Genomic DNA, 25,583 nt, shown 5'->3' with positions numbered 1-25,583 from the left:
TGCAGCCATCCGTCGCAGCGACCGCCTGCGGCAGGTCTGACGACGAGGCGTGCTCGGGCAATCGGACTGCGCGAAAGCTCTCCGCCTGCTGATGCCCATGCAAGCTCGGTCGCCCGCAGGCGCAGGACGATGACAAGGACTGACCTACAGCGTTCTTCTTCCGGTTGATAGAGATCAAAACCACACTTTGGATTCTAGTGTTATTTTGTCGAGACCAGAGCGCGTTCGGCGACCGCTCGGACGAGCGCCTGCCGAGGAGGCGTCCATGCGCAACACCATCTTGATCCTGGCCTGTTCCATTCTCGCCGCGAGCGCCACAGGGTCCGCAGCGCGCGCCGGCATGATCGCGCATTACGAATGCACGGTGGTCGGCTTCCCCTTTCCCGAGCCGGTCGGCGATCGACCCGATCACAACCTCCTGACGGTCGAATATTCCTGCCTCGGCACCGACGGCGTGCTGAAGGGCGCGGTGTATACGGCCTCGAACACGGTCGAATGGGATGGTGCCAAAGGAACGTTCTTGATCGGCGGCGGCGTCCACCGCATCCCCGGCGGGCGCGCGGTGACGCAGGCGACCGAAGGGACCGCATCGCCGGTGATGCGGGACGGCAAGCCGGTGGGCAACGAGACCTCCGGAACAGGCATCATCAAATTCGCATCGGGCTCGCTGGCGGCGTTGGCCGGCAAGACGATCCATTTCGTGACCAAGCCCATCAGCCCGATCCGCTTCACCATCGATTTCACCGACTGACCTGACTCAGTCTCGCTCGGACCACATCGCGATGCGTGGACCGGCCATCCCGCCACAGCGGCTGGTTTCCCCTTGTCGGCTGCTGCGCCGATCTCGCACGCATCTGCCGCTGTTGCTGCATCACTCCGCAAGGTCAGCCGCCGGCTTGGGACCGCCCAGCGCCACCGTCAGCTCCGCCGCAATATCCCGCACCATGCCCCCGACCACAGGCACCCGCTCCTCGGTCAGCCGGCTCGCCAGGCCGGACACCGAAATCGCCGCCAGCGGCTCGCGGCAGGAATCGTGAACGACGGCGGCGATGCAGCGCAGGCCGAGGCGGGCTTCCTCGTCGTCGACGGCGTAGCCCTGGCGGCGGATGGTCTCCAACTCGCGGAACAGGTCGCTGGCGCGGATGATGGATTTCTCGGTCAGGCGCGGCATGCCCTGGCGGTGAATGATGCCGTTCACATCCTCGTCGGAATAGGTCGCGAGCACCGCCTTGCCCATGCCGGAGGCGACCATGGCGAGGCGGCCGCCGACCTTGGTCAGCGAGCGCATGATCTCGCGGCTGTCCAGCCGCAGCAGGACCATCAGCGATTCATCATCGACGACGGCGAGATTGGCGGTTTCGCGCGACTGATCACGCAAGCGCCGCAGATAGGGAATGGCGAGCGCGACGAAATTGCGCCGGCGGGTGAAGGTCGCGCCGACCGCGAAGCTCTGCGCGCCAACGTGCCATTTCGATTCCATGCGATCGAACTGGACGAAGCGGCGCTTCTCCAGGGTGGTCAGCAGGCGATGAACGGTCGATGTGGATAGCCCGGCCCGCACGGCGAGATCGCTGAGGCGATAGCCTTCGTCGTCCTCGGCAAGAATTTCCAGGATCTGGAGCGCGCGGCCGACGGATTGCACGCCGCCGTCACGGGGCTCGGCCGCGGCATCCGGGCGTGGCTCGATCGTCTTGCGACGGATCACGTGGCGCCTCTCTGCGCGGCCATCGCAGGCGGCGCCGTTGCAGGACGGACGGATCTTGCTTCGTCACGCACAGAAGAAAGTGCCGCCCCGGCCAGGGCCGGAGCGGCAATCGCGTCAGATCAATCAGAGCAGGCCCGCGCCGCGCGCCCACTTGTACTTGGCGCCGAGCACCTCGACCGGCAACTCGGTCGAATAGGCGTAGGCCGGGATGCCGTTCTGGTAGAGATATTCGGCGGCTTCCTCGACCTCGACGTCGCCGGCGAGCGAGGCGACGATCGGCTTGACGAAGCCCTTGGCCTCCATCTCCTTCTTCACCTCGACCATGTTGCGCGCGAACACCATCGGCGGCGTCACGATCGTGTGCCAGTAGCCGAGGATCAGCGCATGGATGCGGTCGTCCGACAGGCCGAGCTTGACCGTGTTCACATAGGTGATCGGCGGCTCGCCGCCGGTGATGTCGACCGGGTTGCCGGCGGCACCGAACGGCGGGATGAACTTGCGGAAGGCGGCATCGAGGTCCGGCGGCATCGTCATCAGCGACAGGCCGTTGTCGACGACCGCGTCCGACAGCAGCACGCCCGAACCGCCGGCGCCGGTGATGATGAGGACGTTCTCGCCCTTCGGCGTCGGCAGCACCGGCACGCCGCGGGCGAACTCGAGCAGTTGGCGCAGCGAGCGGGCGCGAATGACGCCGGACTGCTTCAGCACGTCCTCATAGATCTTGTCGTTGCCGGCGAGCGCGCCGGTGTGCGACGAGGCGGCCTTGGCGCCGGCCGAGGTGCGGCCGGCCTTGAGCACGATGACCGGCTTCTTCTTGGAGACGCGCTTGGCGGCTTCCGCGAAGGCGCGGCCGTCCTTGAGGTCCTCGCAGTGCTGCGCGATCAGGTTCGTGTTCGGATCCTGCTCGAAGAAGGCGAGCAGATCGTCCTCGTCGATGTCCGACTTGTTGCCGAGGCCGACGATCGCCGACACGCCCATCTTGGCCGAGCGCGAGAAGCCGATGATCGCCATGCCGATGCCGCCCGACTGCGACGACAGCGCGGCGTGGCCCTTGACGTCATAGGCGGTGCAGAAGGTCGCGCAAAGATTGGCCGGCGTGTAGTAGAAGCCGTAGATGTTCGGGCCCATCAGGCGGATGTTGTACTTCTTGCCGACCTCGACGATCTCGGCCTGCAGCTCCGGCGCGCCGGCTTCGGCAAAGCCCGACGGGATCAGCACCGCGCCCGGAATCTTCTTCTCGCCGCACTCGGTCAGCGCCGCGGCCACGAACTTCGCGGGAATCGCGAACACGGCGGTGTCGATCACGCCGGGCACGTCCTTGACGCTCTTGTAAGCCTTGTAGCCGAGGATCTCGGAGGCCTTCGGGTGGATCGGATAGATCTCGCCCTTGTAGCCGCCGTTGATCAGGTTCTTCATCACGGAGTTGCCGATCTTGCCGTCCTCGGCGGAGGCACCGATCACGGCGACCGCGGAAGGCTTCATGATGCGGTTCATCGCGGTGACGATTTCCTCGTTCGAGCGCGGCGCCGGACGGGGCTTGTAGTCGAAATCGACGACGATGCGGACGTCGGCGGCGATGGCGCCGGTCTTGGTGGCGAACACCGGGTTGAGGTCGAGCTCGACGATCTCAGGGAAATCGCTGACCAGCTGCGACACCTTGACGATGACGTCCGACAGCGCCTCGCGGCTGACTGGATCGCCGCCGCGCACGCCCTTGAGCATCTCATGGGCCTGGATGCCGTCGAGCATCGACAGCGCATCCTCCTTGGTCGCGGGGGCGAGACGGAATGTCACATCCTTGAGAACTTCGACCAGCACGCCGCCGAGGCCGAAGGCCACCAGCTTGCCGAACGAGCCGTCGGTGATCGAACCGACGATCACCTCGGTACCGCCGGTCAGCATCTGCTGGACCTGGATGCCTTCGATCTTGGCGTCGGCCTTGTACTTCTTCGCATTCGCGAGAATGGTCTCATACGCCTTCTGCGCGTCGTCAGCGGTCTTGACGCCGACGATGACGCCACCGGCTTCCGTCTTGTGCAGAATGTCCGGCGAGACGATTTTCATGACGACCGGAAAACCCATATCTCCCGCGAGCTTGGCCGCCTCGGCGGCTGACTTCGCCAATCCCTCCTTCGGCACCGGAATGCCGTACGCATCGCAGACGATCTTGCCTTCGGGCGCGGTCAGGCTGGTGCGTTTATCCGCCTTCACACGATCGAGAACGTCTCGGATCGTAGCCTTGGCATTCGGGATGGCGTCAGACATCGGGGCTTCCTCCTGGGGATTGCTCGTCGTTTATGGCATTTGGTATGCCAGAAGCAAACTTTGTCAAGCGCGACGAAGATGTGGAAACGCTGAAAAAGCACGCAGCTTGACAGTCTGGCATCTGGTATGCCAAAAATCTTGGACGCAAAATGCTGTAAACAAGCATCTCCCAAGGAGAGGAGATCGGTCTTGTCTACAGAGAAAACAAACAAGGCATTGCCCATCATGGCCGAGGCCGACATCGCGATCGCTCGCATCGCCCCGGAGACGAGCTTCAAGAATAAGGCCTACGAGGCCTTGAAAGAAGCCATTCTGAAGATGGACATCTACGCCTCGCCCGAGCCCGTGATGCTCGACGAGCGCGCGCTCTCCGAGCGCCTCGGTGTCAGCCGCACGCCGATCCGCGAAGCGATCGCGATGCTCGAGCAGGACGGCTTCGTGAAGACCGTGCCGCGCCGTGGCATCGTCGTCGTCCGCAGGACGAAGAGCGAGATCGTCGACATGATCCGCGCCTGGGCGGCGCTGGAGAGCATGGCCGCGCGGCTCATCACCACGATCGCGCGCAAGAAGGACATCAGCGCGCTGCGCGACTACTTCAAGGACTTCGGCAAGGATCGCCCGCCGCAGGAGCACATCGAGGAATATTCCAAGGCGAACATCGCGTTTCATCAGGCGCTGATCTCGCTGTCGGAATCGCCGGTGCTCGTCGACATGACCAACGACATCCTGCTGCACGTGCGCGGCTATCGCCAGCTCACGATCGGGCGCACCGACCGTATCGCGGCCTCCCTGCCCGAGCATCTCGCGATCATCGAGGCGCTGGAGGAACGCAACACCGAGCTCGCCGAGAAGCGCGCGCGGGATCACACGCTGGGCCTTGCGAGCTATGTCGAGACGCACGGCCAGGAACTATTCAGCTGACGGGTTCAAACAGAAGAAGTCGCCGCAAAGCGCCTTCGTAGACGACCAGGGAGAGAGGCGCATGGCGCAGACTGCTGTTAAGACCGAGGCACCGGACACGCACGAGGAGCTCACGGACGGTTTCCATCTCGTCATCGACGCGATGAAGCTGAACGGGATCGACACGATCTACAACGTGCCGGGCATTCCGATCACCGATCTCGGTCGCATGGCGCAGGCTGAAGGCATCCGCGTGCTCTCCTTCCGTCACGAGCAGAACGCCGGCTACGCCGCAGCGATCGCCGGCTTCCTCACCAAGAAGCCGGGCGTCTGCCTCACCGTCTCCGCTCCCGGCTTTCTGAACGGCCTCACCGCGCTGGCGCATGCGACCACGAACTGCTTCCCGATGATCCTGGTCTCGGGCTCCTCGGAGCGCGAGATCGTCGACCTGCAGCAGGGCGACTACGAGGAGATGGATCAGCTCGCGATCGCCAAGCCGCTGTGCAAGGCGGCGTTCCGCGTGCTGCACGCCCAGGACATCGGCATCGGCTTCGCCCGCGCGATCCGCGCCGCGGTCTCCGGGCGTCCCGGCGGCGTCTATCTCGACCTGCCGGCCAAGCTGTTCGGCCAGGTGATGAACGCGCAGGCAGGCAGCGCCTCGCTGGTCAAGGTGATCGATCCGGCGCCGGCGCAGATCCCCTCGCCCGACTCCGTCAAACGCGCGCTCGATCTGTTGAAGAACGCCAAACGTCCGCTGATCATTCTCGGCAAGGGCGCGGCCTATGCGCAAGCCGATGAGGCGATCAAGACTTTCGTCGAGAAGAGCGGCGTGCCGTTCCTGCCGATGAGCATGGCCAAGGGCCTCTTGCCCGACCTGCATCCGCAATGCGCCGGTGCCGCGCGCTCGACCGTGCTGAAGGACTCCGACGTCGTGATGCTGATCGGCGCCCGCCTCAACTGGCTCTTGTCGCACGGCAAGGGCAAGAGCTGGGGCGAACAGCCCAAGAAGTTCATCCAGGTCGACATCGAGCCGAAGGAGATGGACTCCAACGTCGAGATCGCCGCCCCCGTGGTGGGCGACATCGGTTCGGTCGTCACCGCCTTCTCCGACGCGATGGGCAGCAACTGGGCCAAGGCGCCGGCCGAGTGGCTGAGCGCGGTGCAGAAGAAGCGCGAGGACAACGTCGCCAAGATGGCGCCGCGGCTGATGAACAACAACTCGCCGATGGACTATCACGGCGCGCTCGGCGTGCTCCGCACCATCATCAAGGAGCGTCCGGACGCGATCCTGGTCAACGAGGGCGCCAACACGCTCGACCTCGCCCGCGGCGTGATCGACATGTATCAGCCGCGCAAGCGGCTCGACGTCGGCACCTGGGGCGTGATGGGCATCGGCATGGGCTCGGCGATCGCCGCCGCGGTCGAGACCGGTAAGCCGGTGCTGGCGATCGAGGGCGACAGCGCCTTCGGTTTCTCCGGCATGGAGGTCGAGACCATCTGCCGCTACAATCTGCCGATCTGCGTCGTCATCTTCAACAATGACGGCATCTATCGCGGCACCGACCAGAACGCGGCGGGCGACGATCCGGCCACCACCGTGTTCGTCAAGGGCGCGCGCTACGACAAGATGATGGAGGCCTTCGGCGGCGTCGGCGTCAACGCGACCTCGCCGGACGAGCTGAAGCGCGCCGTCAACGCGGCGATGGATTCCGGCAAGCCCACCTTGATCAACGCAGTGATTGATCCCGCGGCCGGATCCGAGAGCGGCCGTATCGGCAACCTCAATCCGCAGAGCGTGCTGACGAAGAAGAAGTAAGGCCACCCGCAAGACATCACCTGCCCGCGCCATGCGGGATGACCAATCGTTACGGAGAGCAAGACATGACCAAGGCGCTCGAGGGCGTTCGCATTCTCGACTTCACCCACGTCCAGTCCGGACCGACCTGCACGCAACTGCTGGCCTGGTTCGGCGCCGACGTGATCAAGGTCGAGCGTCCGGGCGTGGGTGACATCACCCGCGGCCAGCTGCAGGACATTCCGAACGTGGACAGCCTCTATTTCACGATGCTGAACCACAACAAGCGGTCGATCACGCTCGACACCAAGAACCCGAAGGGCAAGGAAGTCCTGACCGAGCTGATCAAGAAGTGCGACGTGCTGGTCGAGAATTTCGGCCCCGGCGTGCTCGATCGCATGGGCTTCCCCTGGGAGAAGATCCAGGCGATCAACCCGAAGATGATCGTCGCCTCGATCAAGGGTTTCGGCCCCGGCCCCTACGAGGACTGCAAGGTCTACGAGAACGTCGCGCAGTGCACCGGCGGCGCCGCCTCGACCACCGGCTTCCGTGACGGCCTGCCGCTCGTCACCGGCGCGCAGATCGGCGATTCCGGCACCGGACTTCATCTGGCGCTCGGCATCGTCACCGCGCTCTATCAGCGCACCCACACCGGCCGCGGCCAGCGCGTCACCGCCGCGATGCAGGACGGCGTGCTCAACCTCTGCCGCGTCAAGCTGCGCGACCAGCAGCGGCTCGATCACGGCCCGCTGAAGGAGTACAGCCAGTTCGGCGAGGGCGTGCCGTTCGGCGACGCCGTGCCGCGTGCCGGCAACGATTCCGGTGGTGGCCAGCCCGGCCGCATCCTGAAGTGCAAGGGCTGGGAGACCGACCCGAACGCCTACATCTACTTCATCACCCAGGCGCCGGTCTGGGAGAAGATCTGCGACGTGATCGGCGAGCCGACCTGGAAGACCGATCCGAACTACGCCAAGCCCGCCGCCCGCCTGCCGCGCCTGAACGAGATCTTCGGCCGCATCGAGCAGTGGACCATGACCAAGACCAAGTTCGAGGCCATGGACATCCTGAACGAGTTCGACATCCCCTGCGGCCCGATCCTGTCGATGAAGGAGATCGCCGAGGACGAGTCGCTGCGCAAGACCGGCACGCTGGTCGAGGTCGACCACCCGACCCGCGGCAAGTATCTCTCGGTCGGCAACCCGATCAAGCTCTCGGACAGCCCGGCCGACGTGACCCGCTCTCCCCTGCTCGGCGAGCACACCGACGAGGTCCTCCGCCAGGTGCTCGGCTTCAGCGACCACCAGGTCGCCGAGATCCACGACTCCGGCGCGCTGGATCCGCCGCGGAAGGAAGCTGCGGAGTAATCGAGCGCCAGAGACGATCGGCGGCGCGACCGCCGAATGTGAAGCTCCTCGACATCAAGCCGCCGGCATCAGCCGGCGGCTTTTTCATTCTCACGTTCCCGTCTATTTCCCGCGCCCAGCGCACATCGACGATGACCTTGGTCCGGCTACGGCCGGCGATCGCACCTGTCGAGAATGTCTGAAATATGGGATGTACGGAGCAGTTGTCGCCGACCCGATTGCTCGTGACCCACAGCCTCGATTGCTACGATCTTTGATGTTTTGTCCCGCGGATGATCGAAAATCACGATATGCAGCCAGGGCGGACGCGAACCGCCCCCGAAGAGCACACTGGCATAGCCCTGCCCACTCGCAGACCTCCGAGAAACATTTCGTTTTGATCCAGAGCAAGGTCCTCTCGCGCTTCGACGTGCATTCTGCGAGGGCTCCCGTGGAGGTGTGCAGCGATGCGTCCCAACTTCACACTGCCGGAGCTTGAGAACGCGTTGGAACGCGGCGTATGGCGATTGTGGTGTGATGGAGGGATGTCTTGGTAAGTCCAATCAGGAAGCCGCCGATCCTGGGGCACCCTCCCGTCCAACTCGAAACGTCCGTGCCGAAGGGCGGAACCAAGACCCCAAACATCGTCCACCCGGACGGCCACGACACCGCGTTCTCGATCCCCGCCGGCAAGACATTCGTGGTAACCGATGTCTCCGTTCAGCGGCTGTCCGTCCTTGGTACGGCGATGTTGTTGGAGGTCTCGCTGACGCAGGATATTCCCTCCAGCGGAGGAACGACAAATCGCTGGAGCTTCGTCGGGGAGACGACAGCCAATGTCGAGCGGACCTTCAGCACCGGAATTGCTTTCTCGACGCCGTTCGTGGTGAGAAACGGCAGCCAGAGCGGCGACACGGTTGTGGTTCGACTTTGGGGGTTCTTCCGATAGCGATCGAGCTGGCGCGCGCCAATTCTGGTCCGGAGGTCGCCTCCAGCAGCTCCTGATCCGGCCCCGCTTCGGCCGGGCTTTCATATCGTCGCCGTCGGCAAGCGCAGGGCGTCGAGAAGACGAAGGCCGCTTCAGCGGGCAGGTCCTACGGTAGAAATTGCCTCGAGCGTCTTCCAACTCTTTGAAGATCTGACGAGCTACCTGCCGAATATTCCGCCCACCACACGGTGCATCGCGCCGCCGATCGCGCCGATGGGACCTCCGACATTCCTCTGATGTCGCGCGCGCCCCGCGCTGCGGCGGGGTTGACGGTCGGGTTTGGCAGCCTCGGTGGCTGCGTCCATCAGGACCTTGTGCTGAGCGGCGTTGAGGAAGCCGGTCGTGGGATAGCCGCGCTCCTCCTGCCAACGGGCGATGACGGCGCGGGTCTGCTCGTCGAACGTCCCGTTGATCCTGGTGCCGAACCCGAGCCTGGTCAGCCCCCGTTGCACGGCCCGACGCTTCGCCTTGGTGAGGCCGATCTGATTCTCGGTCTCCTGATTGGCTTCCTGGGCGGCGATCACCGTATCGGCGGGTGCCGACGCTTCACGCGGTGCGCTGCTCAGACCAGCGTGAGCGACCTGCGCGCTTCCGGCGATCGCCAGGATGGACAGTGCCACGATCAAGGCGCGCATGGCCTTATCCTTCGCCCTCAGGTCTGCCGATGACACGTTTCGAGGAATACAGCGCGACGCACTGAACGATCAACATCCGGCGACGCCACTCCGCTTCGTTGCAGAGTAACTGCGGCCCGGGCAGCACAGTTCCCTCACCTCGGGCCGATCGTTCCGTCGCGTTGCACGCGCGGGATCGGCGCACGGGATGGCAGATGTCGGCAGTCGCCGAGATACCCGGAGTTTGCCGGCTCGGTCCCCCGAGGAGGGATCGAGACCGACCGGCGCCTCGGTTGGGCGGCTCTTTCCATATGAAAATGCCGTTCTCGATAAGAACCCCCAATCGTAACATTCCTGCCGCATCGCAAAATGCTCATGCCGCTATGCAATATCGATCGTTGTATCTGGCATCTGGTATACGTAAATTCTCCTCAGTCAGAACGTCATACCGCCTCACTGAAGGAGACAAACCATGGCCAAGACCGTTGCCCTCCCCCTCGTTCAGCCCGTGTCCCTGTTCGGTCGCCTGCTGGCCACCCTCGACCGCGTGCTGATGATCAGCGCCCGCGCTGCCAACCGCAACGGTGACCTGCCCTATTTCGGTCTCTGAGGCCGAAGGCGCTTCCGGCGCGCAGCCGGCACCGAAGCCCAACCAAGAGCCCCGGATCTCCGGGGCTTTTGCTTTTGCGACACCCGCACGACCTGCGACAAATTGGCCTGCCAGGCATCCCACCCAATCTCCTCAATTGCGGTCGGTCACCTCTTCATACCAAAATCAAATCGGTCGATTGGCTGCGGATGCACCTCTTGCTGCCTGATCCCGGCTGCCAACACAACTTTTGGCTGCATGGGCATCGCAGGGGAGTCCGGAGCTGACGACGGCCTGAAGCGCGGCACGGCGGAAAACGCCACCGGCCGGCTCGACAGGTCAGTGGTTCGATTGGGCACAGCGGCCGCAAGAAGCCGTGCGTTCCGGGAATGAAGGGGAGAAAGCGTGATGAAGCGTTCCGTGTGCGTGGCCGTTATGGCCGGCATCGCCCTGATGGCAGGGCATATCCCGGCTCTGGCGGGATGGGAGCCCGTCCGGCCGGTCGAGTTCATCGTTCCGGCTGGCACCGGTGGCGGTGCCGATCAGATGGCCCGGACCATCCAGGGCATCGTCACCAAGCACAATTTGATGAAGCAGCCGCTGGTCGTGATCAACAAGTCCGGTGGCGCCGGCGGCGAAGGCTTCCTCGACGTCAAGGCGTCGGCCGGCAACCCGCACAAGATCATCATCACGCTGTCGAACCTGTTCACGACGCCGCTCGCGACCGGCATTCCTTTCAACTGGAAGGACCTCACCCCCGTCGCCATGCTGGCGCTCGACGAGTTCGTGCTCTGGGTCAACGCCGAGAAGCCCTATGCGACCGCCAAGGACTACATCGATGCGGTCAAGCAAGGCGGCGGCACCTTGAAGATGGGCGGCACCGGCTCGAAGCAGGAAGACCAGATCATCACGGTGGCGATGGAGAAGGCGACCGGCGCGAAGTTCACCTACATTCCCTACAAGGGCGGCGGCGAAGTGGCCGTGCAACTGGTGGGCAACCACATCGAATCCACCGTCAACAATCCCATCGAGGCGGTGGCGCAGTGGCGCGGCGGCAAGGTCAGGCCGCTCTGCGTCTTCGACGACAAGCCGATGGGCTATGACGAGCCGATCACCGACGGCAAGGCCTGGAAGGACATCCCGACCTGCAAGTCGCAGGGGCTCGACATCGAATATCTGATGCTGCGCGGCATCTTCATGTCGCCACGGGCCACCAAGGACCAGATCGAATACTATGTCGACCTGTTCAAGAAGGTGCGCGAGACGCCGGAATGGCAGGACTTCATGAAGACCGGCGCCTTCAACACCACCTTCATGACCGGCGCCGACTACGCCAAATGGGTCGAGACCGAAGAGAAGCGGCACGAGCTCCTGATGAAGGAAGCCGGCTTCCTGGCCTCGAACTGAGCGCCTCGCATGAGCCGTCAAGATGGATCCGCCGGCCCGAGCCACAAGGCGGTCGAGGTCGGCGTCACGCTCGCGATCGCGCTGTTCGGGATCATCGTGATCCTCGGCAGCGTGAAGGCCGGGATCAACTGGGGCGCCGAAGGGCCGCGGGCGGGGTTCTTCCCGTTCTACGTCGGACTTTTCATCGTCGCGGCCAGCGCGATGAACTTCCGCAGCACGCTGCGCGAGGATGACGGCCGTGTCTTCGCCGAATGGGGGCAGCTGCGCCAGGTCATGAGCGTGGTGGTGCCGACGGCAATCTATGTCGGCGCCCTGCCCTTCACCGGCCTGTACGTCGCCTCCATGATCTTCATCGCATGGTTCATGCGGTGGCTCGGCAAATATGGCTGGCTCACGGTGGCGGCGGTCGCGATCGGCATGCCGGTCGTGACCTATCTGATCTTCGAGCGCTGGTTCATGGTCCCCCTGCCCAAGGGGCCGGTCGAGGACTGGCTCGGACTCTGACAAGAAAACTCATCCGCTGAGGGTTGCAGGACCAAGCCGGCATGGAAGAACTCGCCAATCTGTTTCACGGCTTCGCCGTCGCCCTCCAACCCTTCAACATCATGGTGATGATCCTCGGGATCGTGCTCGGGGTAATCATCGGCGTGCTGCCGGGATTGGGCGGCGCCAACGGCGTCGCGATCCTGCTGCCGCTGACCTTCAGCATGCCGCCGACCTCGGCGATCATCATGCTGTCCTGCATCTACTGGGGCGCGCTGTTCGGCGGCGCCATCACCTCGATCCTGTTCAACATACCCGGCGAGCCATGGTCGGTCGCGACCACCTTCGACGGCTATCCGATGGCGCAGCAGGGCAAGGCCGGCGAGGCGCTCACGGCAGCATTCACCTCGTCCTTCGTCGGCGCGCTGTTCGCGGTCATCATGATCACGCTGATCGCGCCGCTGGTGGCCGGCTTCGCGCTTCAGTTCGGCCCCGCCGAGAAGTTCGCCGTCTACTTCCTGGCCTTTTGCAGCTTCGTCGGCCTGAGCAAGGAGCCGCCGTTCAAGACGATCGCGGCGATGATGATCGGTTTCGCGCTCGCCGCAGTCGGCCTGGATTCCATCACCGGCCAGCTCCGGCTCACCTTCGGCATCACCGAGCTGCTCAACGGCTTCGACTTCCTGATCGCCGTGATCGGCCTGTTCGGCATCGGCGAGATCCTGCTGACGATGGAGGAAGGACTGAGCTTCCGCGGCGGCAACGCGCAGATCAATCTGCGCGTTGTGCTGCACACCTGGAAGGAGATGCCGGCACACTGGCTCACCGCGCTGCGCTCCTGCCTGATCGGCTGCTGGATGGGCATCACCCCCGCCGGCGCCACGCCGGCCTCGTTCATGAGCTACGGCATCGCCAAGCGCCTCTCCAAGCGCGGCAAGAAGTTCGGCCATGGCGAGATCGAGGGCGTCGTCGCGCCGGAGACGGCAGCCCATGCGGCGGGCACGGCGGCGCTGCTGCCGATGCTGTCGCTCGGCGTGCCCGGCTCCCCCACGGCGGCGGTGCTGCTCGGCGGTCTCTTGATCTGGGGCCTGCAACCGGGGCCGATGCTGTTCGTCGAGCAGAAGGAGTTCGTCTGGGGTCTGATCGCCTCGATGTATCTCGGCAACCTCGCCGGCCTGCTCGTCGTGCTGACCTGCGTCCCGGTGTTCGCGGCGATCCTGCGCATTCCCTTCAGCATCATCGCTCCGCTCATTCTGGTGCTCTGTGCCATCGGCGCCTATTCGGTGCATAGCAGCACATTCGATGTGGTGTTGATGCTCGTGTTCGGCGTGCTCGGCTATCTGTTCAAGAAATGCGGCTATCCACTCGCGCCGCTGGTGCTCGCCATCGTCCTCGGCGACAAGGCCGAGGAGGCCTTCCGGCAGTCGCTGCTGGGATCCCAGGGATCGCTCGCGATCTTCTTCTCCAACGGGCTGGTCGGCACCATCATGGCGCTCGGGTTGATCGCGCTGTTCTGGTCGGCGATCCAGCAGGGCTACAACCGGTTGCGGGCGTTCGCCGCATAAACCCGCCCTTACTTCGATAGTTGAGCTACAAAGATCCTCTGCTGCGTCGTATTGTCGCTGCAGCGATTTGCCTTGCTTCTGCAGGCTTTTTTGTCGATCGCTGGTCTACCAGCGCCAACCGGCTCGATGAATCCGCTTGTCTATTGGCATATCATATACCAAACTCCGCATAGCTGTTAGGACAAAAATAGACAGCAAATAGACAGCCTGGAGGAAACATGACGGATTTGGCTCACGCGGGGGCGCCCGCATCTGCAAGAGTAAGCGACGCCTATCGCTGGACGCAGCTCGCGGTTGGCGTCCTGGCGATGGTGATGATCGCCAACTATCAATATGGCTGGACCTTCTTCGTCCCGGATATCGCCAAGACCTTCGGCTGGGATCGCGCCTCGATCCAGTGGGCCTTCACGCTGTTCGTGCTGTTCGAGACCTGGCTGGTGCCGGTCGAAGGCTGGTTCGTCGACAAATACGGTCCGCGCATCGTCGTGCTCGTCGGCGGCGTGCTCTGTGCGATCGGCTGGATGATCAACGCCTACGCCACCTCGCTCAACGGCTACTATCTCGGCATGATCATCGCGGGCATCGGCGCCGGCGGCGTCTATGGCACCTGCGTCGGCAACGCGCTGAAGTGGTTTCCCGACAAGCGCGGCCTCGCGGCCGGCATCACCGCGGCCGGCTTCGGCGCCGGCTCGGCGCTCACCGTCGCACCGATCCAGGCCATGATCCGCGACTCCGGCTTCCAGACCACCTTCCTGTATTTCGGTCTCGGCCAGGGCATCATCATCGTCATCCTCGCCTTCTTCCTGTTCGCGCCCAAGGAAGGCCAGGTGCCCGCGGTCACTCAGAACACCAACCTCGTCCAGAGCCGCCGCAACTACAACCCGACCGAAGTGATCCGTCAGCCGATCTTCTGGCTGATGTACTTCATGTTCGTGATCGTCGGCGCCGGCGGCCTGATGGTGACGGCCAACCTCAAGCCGATCGCCGGCGACTGGAAGGTCGACAACATTCCGGTGACGCTGATCGGCATGACCATGACGGCGGTGACGTTCGCAGCCACCATCGACCGCGTTCTGAACGGCCTGACACGTCCGTTCTTCGGCTGGATCTCTGATATGATCGGCCGCGAGAATACGATGTTCATCGCCTTCGGCATGGAAGGCATCGGCATCTGGGCGCTGTACATGCTGGGCCACGATCCGGTGTGGTTCGTGATCCTCTCGGGCTTCGTGTTCTTCGCCTGGGGTGAGATCTACTCGCTCTTCCCCTCGACCTGCACCGACACGTTCGGCACCAAGTTCGCCACCACCAATGCCGGCCTGCTGTACACCGCCAAGGGCACGGCAGCGCTGCTTGTGCCGATCGCGAACTACATGCAGCAGTCCTCCGGCAATTGGGACCGCGTCTTCATCATCGCGGCCGGCGCCAACATCCTGGCGTCGATTCTCGCGATCGCGGTGCTCAAGCCCTGGCGGCGGGTCGTGGTGCAGAAATCAACGCTCTGACGCACCCTTCGCGCTGCAGCAAAAATAAAAAAGAACGCTTCCAGATTGACGACGCTCGGCATTTTGCCGAGCGTTTTCTTTTGCTTGGCGGACGATTTCGGTTTCGTTGCAAAGCAGCATGTCGCACCCTGTGTCGCAGGCCATATTGCAGACTGGAATATGTTATACCAGAATGACTCGATGCGCAGATGAGGAGCGCGCTCGCAGCGGCATCCTCCAACAGAGCGCGCGTTTGGGAGGACACATGGTTTCCAGCACAGAGGCAACACCGCCTGTCCAGGCACAGTCCAGCGGCTTCCGCTGGCTCCAGCTCGCGATGGGCATCATCTGCATGGCGATGATCGCCAACCTGCAATATGGCTGGACACTGTTCGTCGATCCGATCGACGCGAAGTTTCACTGGGGTCGCACGGCGATCCAGCTGGCCTTCACGATCTTCGTCGTCACCGAAACCTGGCTCGTGCCGGTCGAGGCCTGGTTCGTCGACAAATACGGCCCGCGCCTCGTCATCATGTTCGGCGCCGTCATGATCTCGCTGGCATGGGTGCTGAACTCCTACGCCGACTCGCTCACCCTGCTCTACGCCGGCGCCGTCATTGGCGGCATCGGTGCCGGTGCGGTGTACGGCACCTGCGTCGGCAATGCGCTGAAATGGTTTCCCGACCGCCGCGGGCTCGCCGCTGGTGCCACCGCCGCGGGCTTCGGCGCCGGTGCGGCGCTGACCGTGGTGCCGATCGCCAGCATGATCGCCTCGAGCGGTTATCAGAGCGCCTTCTTCACCTTCGGCATCGGCCAGGGGCTGGTTGTGTTCATGCTCGCGATCTTCCTGCGGCCGCCGACGGTTGCGGTGCCGGCCCGCAAGAAGCAGCTCAACCTGCCGCAGACCAAGATCGACTACACGCCGCCGCAGGTGCTGCGCACGCCGATCTTCTGGATCATGTATCTGGTGTTCGTCATGGTGGCCTCCGGCGGCCTGATGACCGCCGCCCAGATCGCCCCGATCGCCCACGATTTCAAGATCGCCAACGAGCCGGTATCGCTCGCCGGCTTCCAGATGGCGGCGCTGACGTTCGCGATCTCGCTCGATCGCATTTTCGACGGCTTCGGCCGCCCCGTGTTCGGCTGGATCTCCGACACGATCGGTCGTGAGCACACCATGTTCATCGCCTTCGGCACGGCCGCCTTGATGCTGCTGACGCTGTCGAGCTACGGGCACAATCCGATCGTGTTCGTGCTCGCCACCGCCGTCTATTTCGGCGTCTTCGGCGAAATCTACAGCCTGTTTCCGGCGACCTCGGGCGATACGTTCGGCAGCAAATACGCCGCGACCAACAACGGCATGCTCTACACTGCGAAGGGCACCGCCTCGCTCTTGGTCCCGCTCGCCAGCATCGTCTCAGCAAAGTATGGCTGGCAGGCCGTGTTCGTGATCGGCGTCGCGCTGAACGCGACGGCCGCCTTGATGGCGCTGTTTGTGATCAAGCCGCTGCGCCGGGCCTTCATCCTCGGCAAGGAGCCGGTCACCGAGCCGGTGACGCAGGACGCCAGGATGGCGTGACGCCACGGTTTCTTCCCGCGACTTCAGGAGGCGCACCAGCGGTGCGCCTCTTTTTTTGCGCCGGGGCGGGATGCCCCGGTCATATCCGGCAGTGTCGCTGACGTGTTTTTTCGGTGGCCTCGCGCACGAAAAGCCATCAAACCCGATTGACTTCTGGCATAACGTATACCAGACTTCCTCCCGTTCACTACCAACCAAACGGGAGGGTGCCATGAAGGTCGGAGACATCCTGCGCAACAAGACGGCGCGCGTGATCACGGTGCGAATGAACGAGACCGTCGGCGTCGCGGCGCAGCTGATGCGCGCCAGCAATGTCAGCGCCCTCGTCGTCAAGGATGTCGTCCGCACCGAGGGCAACACCGCGGCCGGCATGTTCACCGAGCGCGATGTCGTGCGCGCCATCGCCGAGCATGGCGCCGCCGGCGTCAACCTGAAGGTCTCGCAATTGATCTCACCGCAGCGGCTGATCTCCTGCAGCACCGAGGATACGCTCGAACACGTGCGGCACCTGATGAACGTGCACCACATCCGCCACCTCCCGGTCATTGTCGACTTCGCGCTGGCCGGCGTCATCAGCATGCGCGACGTCTCCTCGGCCTTCGACGAAGCGGAAGCTCCAGTCGCCGCCTGACGCATCCAGCCCGGTCAGCGGAACCGGTTCAATCCTGAGAGAACCTTGTCGGAGCTGCGCGCCGCCTGTTAGGCGGTGCGCAGAGAGGAGCGGCACAGTAAGGTCGCCGTTCATGCTGACCCGACAGGATTCCTTGCGATGAAAGCCTATGTCTACGGCGCCCAGGGCGCCGCGATCACCGATATCGCCAAGCCCGCGCCGAAGGGCACGCAGGTGCTGGTGCGCGTGCGCGCCTGCGGCCTCAATCGCGCCGATCTCGGCATGACCAAGGGGCATGTGCATGGCGCCGCCGGCGGCGTCGGCACCGTCCTCGGCATGGAATGGGCCGGCGAGGTCGCCGAGCTCGGGCCCGACGCCAGGGGCGTGAAGATCGGCGACAAGGTCATGGGCTCGGGCAGCGCGGCGTTCGCCGAATACACCCTTGCCGACCATGGCCGGCTGTTCCACGCGCCGTCGAACATGAACTTCGACGAGGCCGCCACGCTGCCGATCGCGCTGACCACGATGCACAACGCCGTCGTCACCAACGGCGCTTTGCAGCCGGGCCAGCGCATGCTGGTGCAGGGTGCGAGCTCCGGCGTCGGGCTGATGGCGATGCAGATCGCCAAGCTCAAGGGCGCCCGGCTCGTGATCGGCTCCTCGACCGATGCGATGCGCCGCGGACGGCTCAAGGAGTTCGGCGCCGATCTCGCCATCGACTCCAGCGATCCTGCCTGGGTCGACCAGGTGCTGCAGGCGACCGACGGCGAGGGCGTCGATCTGATCGTCGATCAGGTGTCCGGCAAGGTTGCCAATCAGAACCTCGCCGCAACCAAGGTCCTCGGCCGCATCGTCAACGTCGGCCGGCTCGGCGGCACCCATGCCGACTTCAATTTCGACCTGCACGCGGCGCGCCGCATCACCTATGTCGGCGTCACTTTCCGAACCCGTTCGATCGAGGAGATCCGTACGATCTTCGACGAGGTGAAAAAGGACATCTGGGGGGCGGTCGAGCAGCGCACGCTGCGGCTGCCGATCGACCGCGTTTTCGCCTTCGACGACATTGGCGCGGCGTTCGCGCACATGGAGGCGAACAAGCATCTCGGCAAGATCGTGGTCACCTTGTGAACGCAACCTTCTGAGATTTAGAAGCACTCGAAACAGCGCGCGGTCCACGCCCATGGACCGCGCGATCCCGGCTTTCATGGTGCGGCCTCGGCTGCTACATCCGCCGCCATGAGAGACGCCGCCTCCCATGTCGATTCCGGGAAAACCCGTGTCGCCGCGATCTCGATCGCGGCGAGCGCCAGCATGGCCGCGGCGAAGTTCATCGTCGGCATCCTGATCGGCAGCCTCGCGCTCGTCTCCGAGGCCCTGCACAGCGCCGTCGACGTCGTCGCCACCGTCATCACGTGGATGGTGGTTCGGGTATCGGACCGGCCGGCCGACGACGAGCATCATTACGGCCACGGCAAGCTGGAGAGCCTGTCGGCGCTTGGCGTCATCGCCCTGCTCTACGTGCTGGCCGGCGGCGTGCTGGTCGAGTCCGTCAGCCGGCTGCGCGAGGCGGCGGCACCGCCGTCGCTGTCGGCGATTCCGTTCGTGGTGCTGCTGATCGACATCGCCGTCAATTTCTGGCGCGCCCGCGCGCTGCACCGGGCCGCGCACGAGACCCACAGTCAGGCGCTCGCCGCCGACGCCCTGCATTTTGCCTCCGACGTGCTCGGCTCGATCGCCGTCATCGCCGGCCTGGTCCTCACCGCGTTCGGGTTCTGGTGGGGGGATTCCGCCGCCGCGGTCGCCGTCGCCCTGATGATCTCGATGCTCGGCCTGCGGCTGGCGCGCTCCACCGTAGAAACACTGCTCGACCGCGCGCCGGAGGGCGCGGCCGAAAAGGCGCGCGCCGCGATCCGTTCGATCAATGGCGTCGTCGATGTCGAGCGGCTGCGGGTGCGGCTCGTCGGCGCGACGCATTTCGTCGACGCCACGGTGCAGGTGCCGCGCACCTACCCGATCGACCGCGTGCACGAGATCAAGCGCGATGCGCAGGCCGCGGTCGATGCCAGCCTGTCCGGCGCCGACGTCACCTTCACGACGGTACCGGTCGCGCTCAGCAATGAGAGCGTGCGTGAGCGCATCATGGTGATCGCGCGCAATTCCGGCCTCGCGATCCATCACGTCACCGTCCATGATGTCGGCGGGCGCCTGATCGTCGCGATCGACCTCGAGGTCGACGGCGACATGAGCCTGTTCGCGGCACATGCGATCGCGCACGAGCTGGAACGCTCGATCCGCGACGAATTCGGCGCCGATGTCGAGGTCGACACCCATATCGAGCCGCTCGAGCCCGAGCTGCCATTCGGCGTCGACGCGCCGGCGCAGCGGATCGCCGAGATCGCCGCGGCCCTGCAGCGCCTCGCAGCCGAGACCGACATGTACGACGTGCACAATGTCCGCGTCCGCAACACCGAGGCTGGCGAGATCGTCAACTTCCACTGCCGCGCAGCGCCGTCGATGAGCGTGCTGAAGGTGCACGACAATGTCGACCACATCGAGCGCGGAGTGCGTCGCGCCTTCCCGAGCGTCAAGCGCGTCATCAGTCACGCCGAGCCGCCGCACGGTTGAGGCCTGAACGTCACGCTGCGTTCCCGCTTCGGACTCACTCTGCCGGCTTTTCGCCATGGCAAATCCGCATTGGATAAGATTTATTAGCTTTTGCCAAATCGTTGACTCTCGACAGCCCGAGAAATCTGGATTCAAATCAACTTGATTCGGAAGCGGCTGGGGCTCTTTCGAAATTCGGGTATCCAAGAAGTTTCGGGGGTCTACAGCATGACGCGTGCGCATGCCGCGAACGCGTGCGTCCAATCTTCTGATTCCATCAAGGGGTTGGCGCAATCGATCGCGAAACCGGCCTATCAAAGGCTGCTGACTGCTGAGCCGGTATTGCGTCGTGCTGTCCCTACTTTGATCATCGCCTTTCTCGTCACCATCTGCCTCGGCGCTTTCGTCCAGGTGCTCGACCAGAGCCGTCAGAAGCGCGGCGCGACCAAGCGCGACCTGGCCGCGATCTCCGACCTGCTCGCCGACCGCATCGGCAATCTGGCGATGCACCCGGACCGCATCGCCCATATCGAGCACCTGCAGAGCCTGCTGCCCGACCTGATCCCCGCCTGGGGCGCAGCGCCCGGCCGCCACGTGATCGTGACCGGCGCCGACCACCGCATTCTCGCCCGGGTTCCGGTCGACACCGGACTCGGCGAGAACGACCGTATCCTCGACCTGATCTCCACCGCGCAGCTCCTGGCGACGCCGGGCCTGCAGGGCGCGGTCACCGAGATCACGCTGCCGAACGGCCGTCCGGCCTTCGCGGTGTCGCAGTTGATCAAGGCGCTGCCTGGCCGCGTCGTGGTGATCCAGGAGAAGCTCGAGCCGATCTGGGGCTCGGACGCCGCACTCTCGGTCACGCTGTCGGCGACGACGGGCTTCGTCGTGCTGATCCTCGGCTTCGCCTTCCACTGGCAGTCGACCCGCGCCCGCGAGGGCGACCTGATCAACGACGCCGTGCGGGGCCGCATCGACACCGCGCTCAATCGCGGCCGCTGCGGGCTGTGGGACTGGGACCTGTCGCGCGGCCGCATCTTCTGGTCGAACTCGATGTTCGCGATGCTCGGCCTGGAAAACCGCACCGACCTCCTCACCTTCGGCGAGGTCAACGCGCTGGTGAACTCGGACGACATCGACCTGTTCGAGATCGCTGACCAGCTCGTCGCCGGCGACATCCACCAGATCGATCAGAGCTTCCGGATGCGCCACACCGAGGGTCACTGGATCTGGCTCCGGGTGCGTTGCGAGCTCAGCCAGGGCACCTCCGATTCCGGCCTGCACCTGATCGGCATCGCCGTCGACGTCACCGAGCAGAGGAGCCTGGTCGAGAAGACCGTCGAGGCCGACCTCCGCCTGCGCGACGCGATCGAGACGATCTCGGAAGCCTTCGTGCTGTGGGACGCCAACAACCGGCTGGTGCTGTGCAACTCGCATTTCCAGAAGCTGCACAAGCTGCCGGACTCCGCCGTGATCCCCGGCACCTCCTATGAGACCGTCATCGAGGTCGGCAAGATGCCGGAGATCCGCACGCGGCTGCACGATCACAGCCAGCAGGCGCCGGGCGGCCGCACCTTCGAGGCGCAGCTCGACGACGGCAGCTGGCTGCACATCAGCGAGCGCCGCACCAAGGACGGCGGCTACGTCTCGGTCGGCACCGACATCACCCGCATCAAGGAGCACGAGCAGAAGCTCGTCGACAACGACCTGCGCCTGCGCGCCACCGTGATCGACCTGCAGCGCTCGCAGAGCGCGCTCGAGCGCCAGGCGATCGAGCTTGCCGACCTCGCGGAGAAATACTCGCAGGAGAAGACCCGCGCCGAGGAAGCCAACCAGACCAAGTCGAAATTCCTCGCCAATATGAGCCACGAGCTGCGCACGCCGCTCAACGCCATCATCGGCTTCTCCGAGATCATGGGCAGCGGCATGTTCGGCTCGCTCGGCTCCGAGAAGTACCAGGAATACTGCCACGACATCCTGACCTCCGGTCAGTATCTGCTCGAGGTGATCAACGACATCCTCGACATGTCGAAGATCGAGGCCGGCCGCATGAAGCTCGACATGGAGCCGCTCGACCTCGCCAAGACGCTGGCGGAATCGCTGCGCGTCGTCTCCGGTCGCGCCCTGGACAAGAGCCTCGTCCTCGACGCCGACATCGGAGGCAGCATCCCGGTCGTCGCCGACCGTCGCGCCACCAAGCAGATCATGGTCAACCTGCTGTCGAACGCGGTGAAGTTCACTCCGGAAGGCGGCAAGGTGACGATGCGCAGCCGCGTGTTCGAGGACAAGGTCGTGCTGATCATCGCCGACACCGGCATCGGCATCCCCGCGCAGTCGCTGGCGCGGCTCGGCCGCCCGTTCGAGCAGGTCGAGAGCCAAATGACCAAGACCTATCACGGCTCCGGCCTCGGCCTCGCCATCGCCCGCTCGCTGGCCCAGTTGCACGGCGGCTCGATGCGGCTGCGCTCGCGGCTGGAGTGCGGCACCGTCGTCCGCGTCACCCTGCCCCGCGACGCGTACAAGGCGACGGCGAGCATCTCGGTCGCGGCCTGAGGGGCATGCGCGATGCCGTAGGGTGGGCAAAGGCGCGCCCGTGAAGCTGCGTGTCGAGCAGCGCTCCATCGCGCGCCGTGCCCACCGATGTTCACGACGCAGACGGTGGGCACGCGCCGCCTGACGGCGCCGCTTTGCCCACCCTACGGCAGCGCGCCCAACTACGAACTCTGGTCGTACCCTGTCTGCATCGACAACCACCGCCGTCGTCCCGGCCTTGAGCCGGGACCCATAACCCCAGGCAGCCGTTTGAGGCACGCTCGTCAACCATCTCGCATCTCACACCCGCCGCGGAGTATTCGTCCCGGGTCGGCGCCGCAACGTGCTCTCGCGCGACGCGGCTTGCCCGGGACGACACGCGAAAGATCGGATTTACGTCTCATACGAACACCGTGGACGCTTCGAACATGACACCGCGGTCTCGCGGCACACGATGCCCGAGTGATGCGATCAGTCATGCCCTTCGAATTGCAAAGGGCGCAGGGAAGGCCAGGCGTCGGCTGACGCCTGCGGCCCGCCTGCGAGAAAAAATGCAGGCGGCAGGTACCACAGGTGCAGCCGGACAAACCCGGCCTTCCCTGCGCGATGGTCTTCACGCTTATACGCAGTCGCCCTGGTGCGCCGGCTTGTTGGCCACCATTCCCGCGCGAAGCCAAGCCTCGCTCCGAGTTGGACACCAGCTTCGGGGTGTCAGGCCGCTGCGACTTCACGTCCGCAAGACATCCGTTCGTCCGCGCCATCCTGAGACGACGCTGCGAACGCCCGCGGCCACCGCATCCCCGCCTCGCGTGTCGTGACGATCGCGCGCAACGCCCCTTTGCTTGAGGCGGGATGGACATAGGAAGACACAGGATTTTAATTCTGAAAAGCAGAATATTTTTCACTGGCAATCTTGACAGAGCGTCGCACGTTGATTTCGCTTGCGAATTCTATATCTCGGCGCAGGCCCGCGGGGATACGCGAGACCTGTTCGCAAGGCATCTCGAGGCCTCGTCTCGCTCGACGGGCGACTCACCCCGCGCTCGCGACCGCGTTACGCAATGAGATCCCGCGAACATGACAAGGCGGTGCTACGCCGATGGACTTGATCATCAAGCCCTTAACTCTTTGCCTGCAGATTGGAGGTCTGCAACCGGGAGGCTGGGTCTTCCCATGGCCTGTCGCCAAAGCATGGTGCACCAATGCTTCGCCGCCTTCTTCTGCTTCTGCTCGACGTGGTCCTCTCGGCTGGCATCGTATTCCTCGTATCACTTGCCGAAGCAGTTCTGTTTGCGTCACTCCCGAACAGCCTCGTCTTCGTGGCGATGTTTGCATCGCCGCTTCTTTTGATTCCCCTAGGTCTGGCCTGCGCTCCCTTTTTGGCGATTCCGCTCTATGGGCTCGTAAAGGGCCGCTACGGCTTTCTGTTGGGTCCCATCGTCCTTGCCGGCGCCATTTATCTCCACTCCTCGTGGCGAGTGCAGCAAGATGAAGCTGCACTGGTCGAGATGGCTGTGCCGCGGCAGCAGCCCGACAAGCAGAACCACGCCCTTCTCGCGATCGAAAGCTCGAAGTCCTATGAGGACGCCAGCATTCGCGTGCTCGCCACGTCAGCTCACGAGGTGGCGTTGAAGTCCACCGGCTATGGCCGGATCGATTGGACGCTGTATCGGCCGGCGGATGGCACGGCGTGTCTCGCACCGGAGAATGCCGTCCGCGCGCTCGACTTTCTCCGTCTCGGTTATCCAGGAAAGTGCGCCACGAAAAGTTCGGTCGTCGATTTCGATGATGGCCTCTTCCTTTCGGAGAGAAACCATGACGGCAGATATTGGCTGGCGGCGGACGACCTGCCGATCCGCTTCCACGGCTATGTCTACGAACTTCTGGAACGAAACTCCGGACATAGCCGCGTCCTGGCCCGACGGATCAAGGGGACCATGGACATGAAGTGGGTTCTTCCACTGGCCCTGTTCGAGAAGCGACCAACCCCTGTGGAGGCTGGTCCGCCGGTCGATGGCGAGGTGCTTCTGGCCGAGTCGATCGGTGTCAGTCGCGATGCCCTCCGACACCCGGTCGATCCGTTTCCCTACGACGAGGTCCTGATCGGGATTGAACAGTATTTCGGTCGACAGCAGTTGGTCGGCTCTGGCGCGAGTACGCTCGAAGCCATGGCCGTCGATCGCTGGAGGAATATCGCGCTTCTGGAATACACGCAATTTCCCGACCGCATCAAGGGGCGCATGCTCGGCCTGTTCGCGAGTCGCGATCCTCTCCGGGTCGCACTGGGTCTCAGCCTGTATCGCGCCGTAACGCCGCTTTCCGCTCCAGGCTGGGCTGGAGCCGACGAGCTGCTGTTCGACCTCATCGGTGTGCCGGTTTCGGGACACGCAGAGGCCGTGCTGCAAGGTCTCCTGGAGCGACAGTTCGCTCCGGAACGCAAAGACATTTCACCTGAGTTGAGGGCCAGCGCCAGGATGCGTTCCAACGACCCTGGCCTCAAATCTTGGCAGCGCGAGTTGTTGGCGAGGATCGGCGGCGCCTGATCCGCACGTGGCAGTCGTCGACGGCGATCAGCAATTATTGCCAAGTTTGGCGGACCTCACTGCGCGAGAGTCGAGATCGCACTGTCGAGGGACAATCTGATGCTAAAGCGTATCTGGTGCGGCTGGAGCACTCCCGCAAATGCCGATGCCTATGAGGACCTGCTGCGCGCGGCGATCTTTCCAGGGATCGAGGCCCGGAACATCGCGGGGTTTTTGAGCATCGAGCTGCTGCGCAGGCCGATCGACGGCGGCGAGTTCGCGACGATCATGACGTTCGCCGATCAGGCGGCGGTGGTGTGCTTCGCCGGTCCGATGCATGAGACAGCCGTGGTGCCACCGGCAGCGCAACGGCTGCTCAGCCGCTATGACGGCCAAGCCGCGCATTATGAGCTAAGGATCACGGGCCAGGCGCAAGCTCAGCATTCGGGGAGCGCATGAGCCCTCGCCGGCCGATGGCACTAGCGAGGCCTACCTGCAGCGCCGACCATCCCTGCGGCGGCAGCCTGGATTGCTTCGCTGCTGTTTAGCCCGGAGACATAGCTTACACCTGTTCGGGGACATGGTTGACACTTTTGGGGTC

Annotated in this window: 21 protein-coding genes; 17 read left to right on the top strand and 4 right to left on the bottom strand. The window is 64.3% G+C overall.

Translation table 11 applies throughout. From position 1 onward, the window contains the following. Positions 1 to 265 precede the first annotated feature (265 nt). Positions 266 to 751: a hypothetical protein gene (locus ACQR2C_RS29365; protein WP_316182750.1), complete on the top strand. Its 486-nt coding sequence runs from the start codon at positions 266 to 268 to the stop codon at positions 749 to 751. A gap of 120 nt (positions 752 to 871) precedes the next feature. On the opposite strand, the gene ACQR2C_RS29360 is transcribed toward ACQR2C_RS29365, so the two are convergent. Continuing rightward, positions 872 to 1,705, bottom strand: coding sequence for an IclR family transcriptional regulator (locus ACQR2C_RS29360; RefSeq protein WP_434882672.1), 834 nt, complete (start codon positions 1,703 to 1,705; stop codon positions 872 to 874). A gap of 123 nt (positions 1,706 to 1,828) precedes the next feature. Next, a complete protein-coding gene (locus ACQR2C_RS29355) occupies positions 1,829 to 3,970 on the bottom strand; it encodes an acetate--CoA ligase family protein (RefSeq protein ID WP_434882671.1) in 2,142 nt (713 codons plus the stop codon). A gap of 225 nt (positions 3,971 to 4,195) precedes the next feature. Here ACQR2C_RS29355 and ACQR2C_RS29350 point away from each other — a divergent pair, with 225 nt between their 5' ends. The 4 genes from ACQR2C_RS29350 (at position 4,196) to ACQR2C_RS29335 (ending at position 8,957) form a co-directional block, all read left to right on the top strand. After that, a complete protein-coding gene (locus ACQR2C_RS29350) occupies positions 4,196 to 4,891 on the top strand; it encodes a GntR family transcriptional regulator (RefSeq protein ID WP_409997984.1) in 696 nt (231 codons plus the stop codon). A gap of 61 nt (positions 4,892 to 4,952) precedes the next feature. Then, positions 4,953 to 6,686: an oxalyl-CoA decarboxylase gene (oxc, locus tag ACQR2C_RS29345; RefSeq protein ID WP_316182747.1), complete on the top strand. Its 1,734-nt coding sequence runs from the start codon at positions 4,953 to 4,955 to the stop codon at positions 6,684 to 6,686. 65 nt (positions 6,687 to 6,751) lie between these two features. Then, on the top strand, positions 6,752 to 8,029 hold the full coding sequence (gene frc / locus ACQR2C_RS29340) for a formyl-CoA transferase (RefSeq protein WP_315805096.1): 1,278 nt from the start codon (positions 6,752 to 6,754) through the stop codon (positions 8,027 to 8,029). A gap of 592 nt (positions 8,030 to 8,621) precedes the next feature. Further along, positions 8,622 to 8,957: a hypothetical protein gene (locus tag ACQR2C_RS29335; RefSeq protein ID WP_315805095.1), complete on the top strand. Its 336-nt coding sequence runs from the start codon at positions 8,622 to 8,624 to the stop codon at positions 8,955 to 8,957. 197 nt (positions 8,958 to 9,154) lie between these two features. Here the strand turns inward: ACQR2C_RS29335 and ACQR2C_RS29330 are convergent, their stop codons facing one another. After that, a complete protein-coding gene (locus ACQR2C_RS29330; RefSeq protein WP_315805094.1) occupies positions 9,155 to 9,631 on the bottom strand; it encodes a peptidoglycan-binding domain-containing protein in 477 nt (158 codons plus the stop codon). A 451-nt stretch (positions 9,632 to 10,082) separates the two neighbouring features. On the opposite strand from ACQR2C_RS29330, the gene ACQR2C_RS29325 reads away from it, so the two are divergent. From ACQR2C_RS29325 to ACQR2C_RS29290, 8 genes are all read left to right on the top strand, one after another. Next, a complete protein-coding gene (locus ACQR2C_RS29325; protein WP_434882670.1) occupies positions 10,083 to 10,220 on the top strand; it encodes a hypothetical protein in 138 nt (45 codons plus the stop codon). 387 nt (positions 10,221 to 10,607) lie between these two features. Continuing rightward, entirely contained in the window at positions 10,608 to 11,606 is a 999-nt protein-coding gene (locus tag ACQR2C_RS29320) for a Bug family tripartite tricarboxylate transporter substrate binding protein (RefSeq protein WP_434882669.1), read from the top strand. Between the two features lie 9 nt (positions 11,607 to 11,615). After that, positions 11,616 to 12,110 carry a tripartite tricarboxylate transporter TctB family protein gene (locus tag ACQR2C_RS29315; RefSeq protein ID WP_434882668.1) on the top strand — a complete coding sequence of 165 codons (495 nt, stop codon included), beginning with the start codon at positions 11,616 to 11,618 and terminating at the stop codon, positions 12,108 to 12,110. A gap of 41 nt (positions 12,111 to 12,151) precedes the next feature. Further along, positions 12,152 to 13,651: a tripartite tricarboxylate transporter permease gene (locus tag ACQR2C_RS29310; protein ID WP_315805090.1), complete on the top strand. Its 1,500-nt coding sequence runs from the start codon at positions 12,152 to 12,154 to the stop codon at positions 13,649 to 13,651. Positions 13,652 to 13,869: 218 nt separating this feature from the next. Further along, positions 13,870 to 15,156, top strand: a complete 1,287-nt coding sequence (gene oxlT / locus ACQR2C_RS29305) for an oxalate/formate MFS antiporter (protein ID WP_315716169.1) — start codon at positions 13,870 to 13,872, stop codon at positions 15,154 to 15,156. Between the two features lie 244 nt (positions 15,157 to 15,400). Continuing rightward, complete coding sequence (gene oxlT, locus ACQR2C_RS29300; RefSeq protein ID WP_434882667.1) at positions 15,401 to 16,714, top strand: oxalate/formate MFS antiporter; 1,314 nt, start codon at positions 15,401 to 15,403, stop codon at positions 16,712 to 16,714. Between the two features lie 211 nt (positions 16,715 to 16,925). Beyond that, positions 16,926 to 17,345, top strand: a complete 420-nt coding sequence (locus ACQR2C_RS29295) for a CBS domain-containing protein (RefSeq protein ID WP_172114347.1) — start codon at positions 16,926 to 16,928, stop codon at positions 17,343 to 17,345. 138 nt (positions 17,346 to 17,483) lie between these two features. After that, positions 17,484 to 18,452, top strand: coding sequence for a quinone oxidoreductase family protein (locus tag ACQR2C_RS29290; protein WP_316218514.1), 969 nt, complete (start codon positions 17,484 to 17,486; stop codon positions 18,450 to 18,452). A 74-nt stretch (positions 18,453 to 18,526) separates the two neighbouring features. On the opposite strand, the gene ACQR2C_RS29285 is transcribed toward ACQR2C_RS29290, so the two are convergent. Further along, positions 18,527 to 18,655 (bottom strand): hypothetical protein, encoded by a 129-nt coding sequence (locus ACQR2C_RS29285; RefSeq protein WP_315716165.1) that lies wholly within the window; start codon positions 18,653 to 18,655, stop codon positions 18,527 to 18,529. Between ACQR2C_RS29285 and ACQR2C_RS29280 the strand changes: the two genes are divergently transcribed. The 4 genes from ACQR2C_RS29280 (at position 18,636) to ACQR2C_RS29265 (ending at position 25,441) form a co-directional block, all read left to right on the top strand. Further along, positions 18,636 to 19,949, top strand: a complete 1,314-nt coding sequence (locus tag ACQR2C_RS29280) for a cation diffusion facilitator family transporter (protein ID WP_315805086.1) — start codon at positions 18,636 to 18,638, stop codon at positions 19,947 to 19,949. The genes ACQR2C_RS29285 and ACQR2C_RS29280 overlap by 20 nt on opposite strands. Before the next feature lie 207 nt (positions 19,950 to 20,156). Continuing rightward, a complete protein-coding gene (locus tag ACQR2C_RS29275) occupies positions 20,157 to 22,481 on the top strand; it encodes an ATP-binding protein (protein ID WP_434882666.1) in 2,325 nt (774 codons plus the stop codon). A 1,181-nt stretch (positions 22,482 to 23,662) separates the two neighbouring features. Beyond that, on the top strand, positions 23,663 to 25,003 hold the full coding sequence (locus ACQR2C_RS29270; protein WP_434882665.1) for a hypothetical protein: 1,341 nt from the start codon (positions 23,663 to 23,665) through the stop codon (positions 25,001 to 25,003). Between the two features lie 99 nt (positions 25,004 to 25,102). Beyond that, complete coding sequence (locus ACQR2C_RS29265) at positions 25,103 to 25,441, top strand: antibiotic biosynthesis monooxygenase (RefSeq protein WP_315805083.1); 339 nt, start codon at positions 25,103 to 25,105, stop codon at positions 25,439 to 25,441. Positions 25,442 to 25,583 lie beyond the last annotated feature (142 nt).

Origin of the sequence: Bradyrhizobium sp. HKCCYLRH3061, assembly GCF_051168015.1 — a bacterium.
GTDB lineage: Bacteria > Pseudomonadota > Alphaproteobacteria > Rhizobiales > Xanthobacteraceae > Bradyrhizobium.
This window is presented reverse-complemented; position numbering and strand designations above follow the sequence as displayed.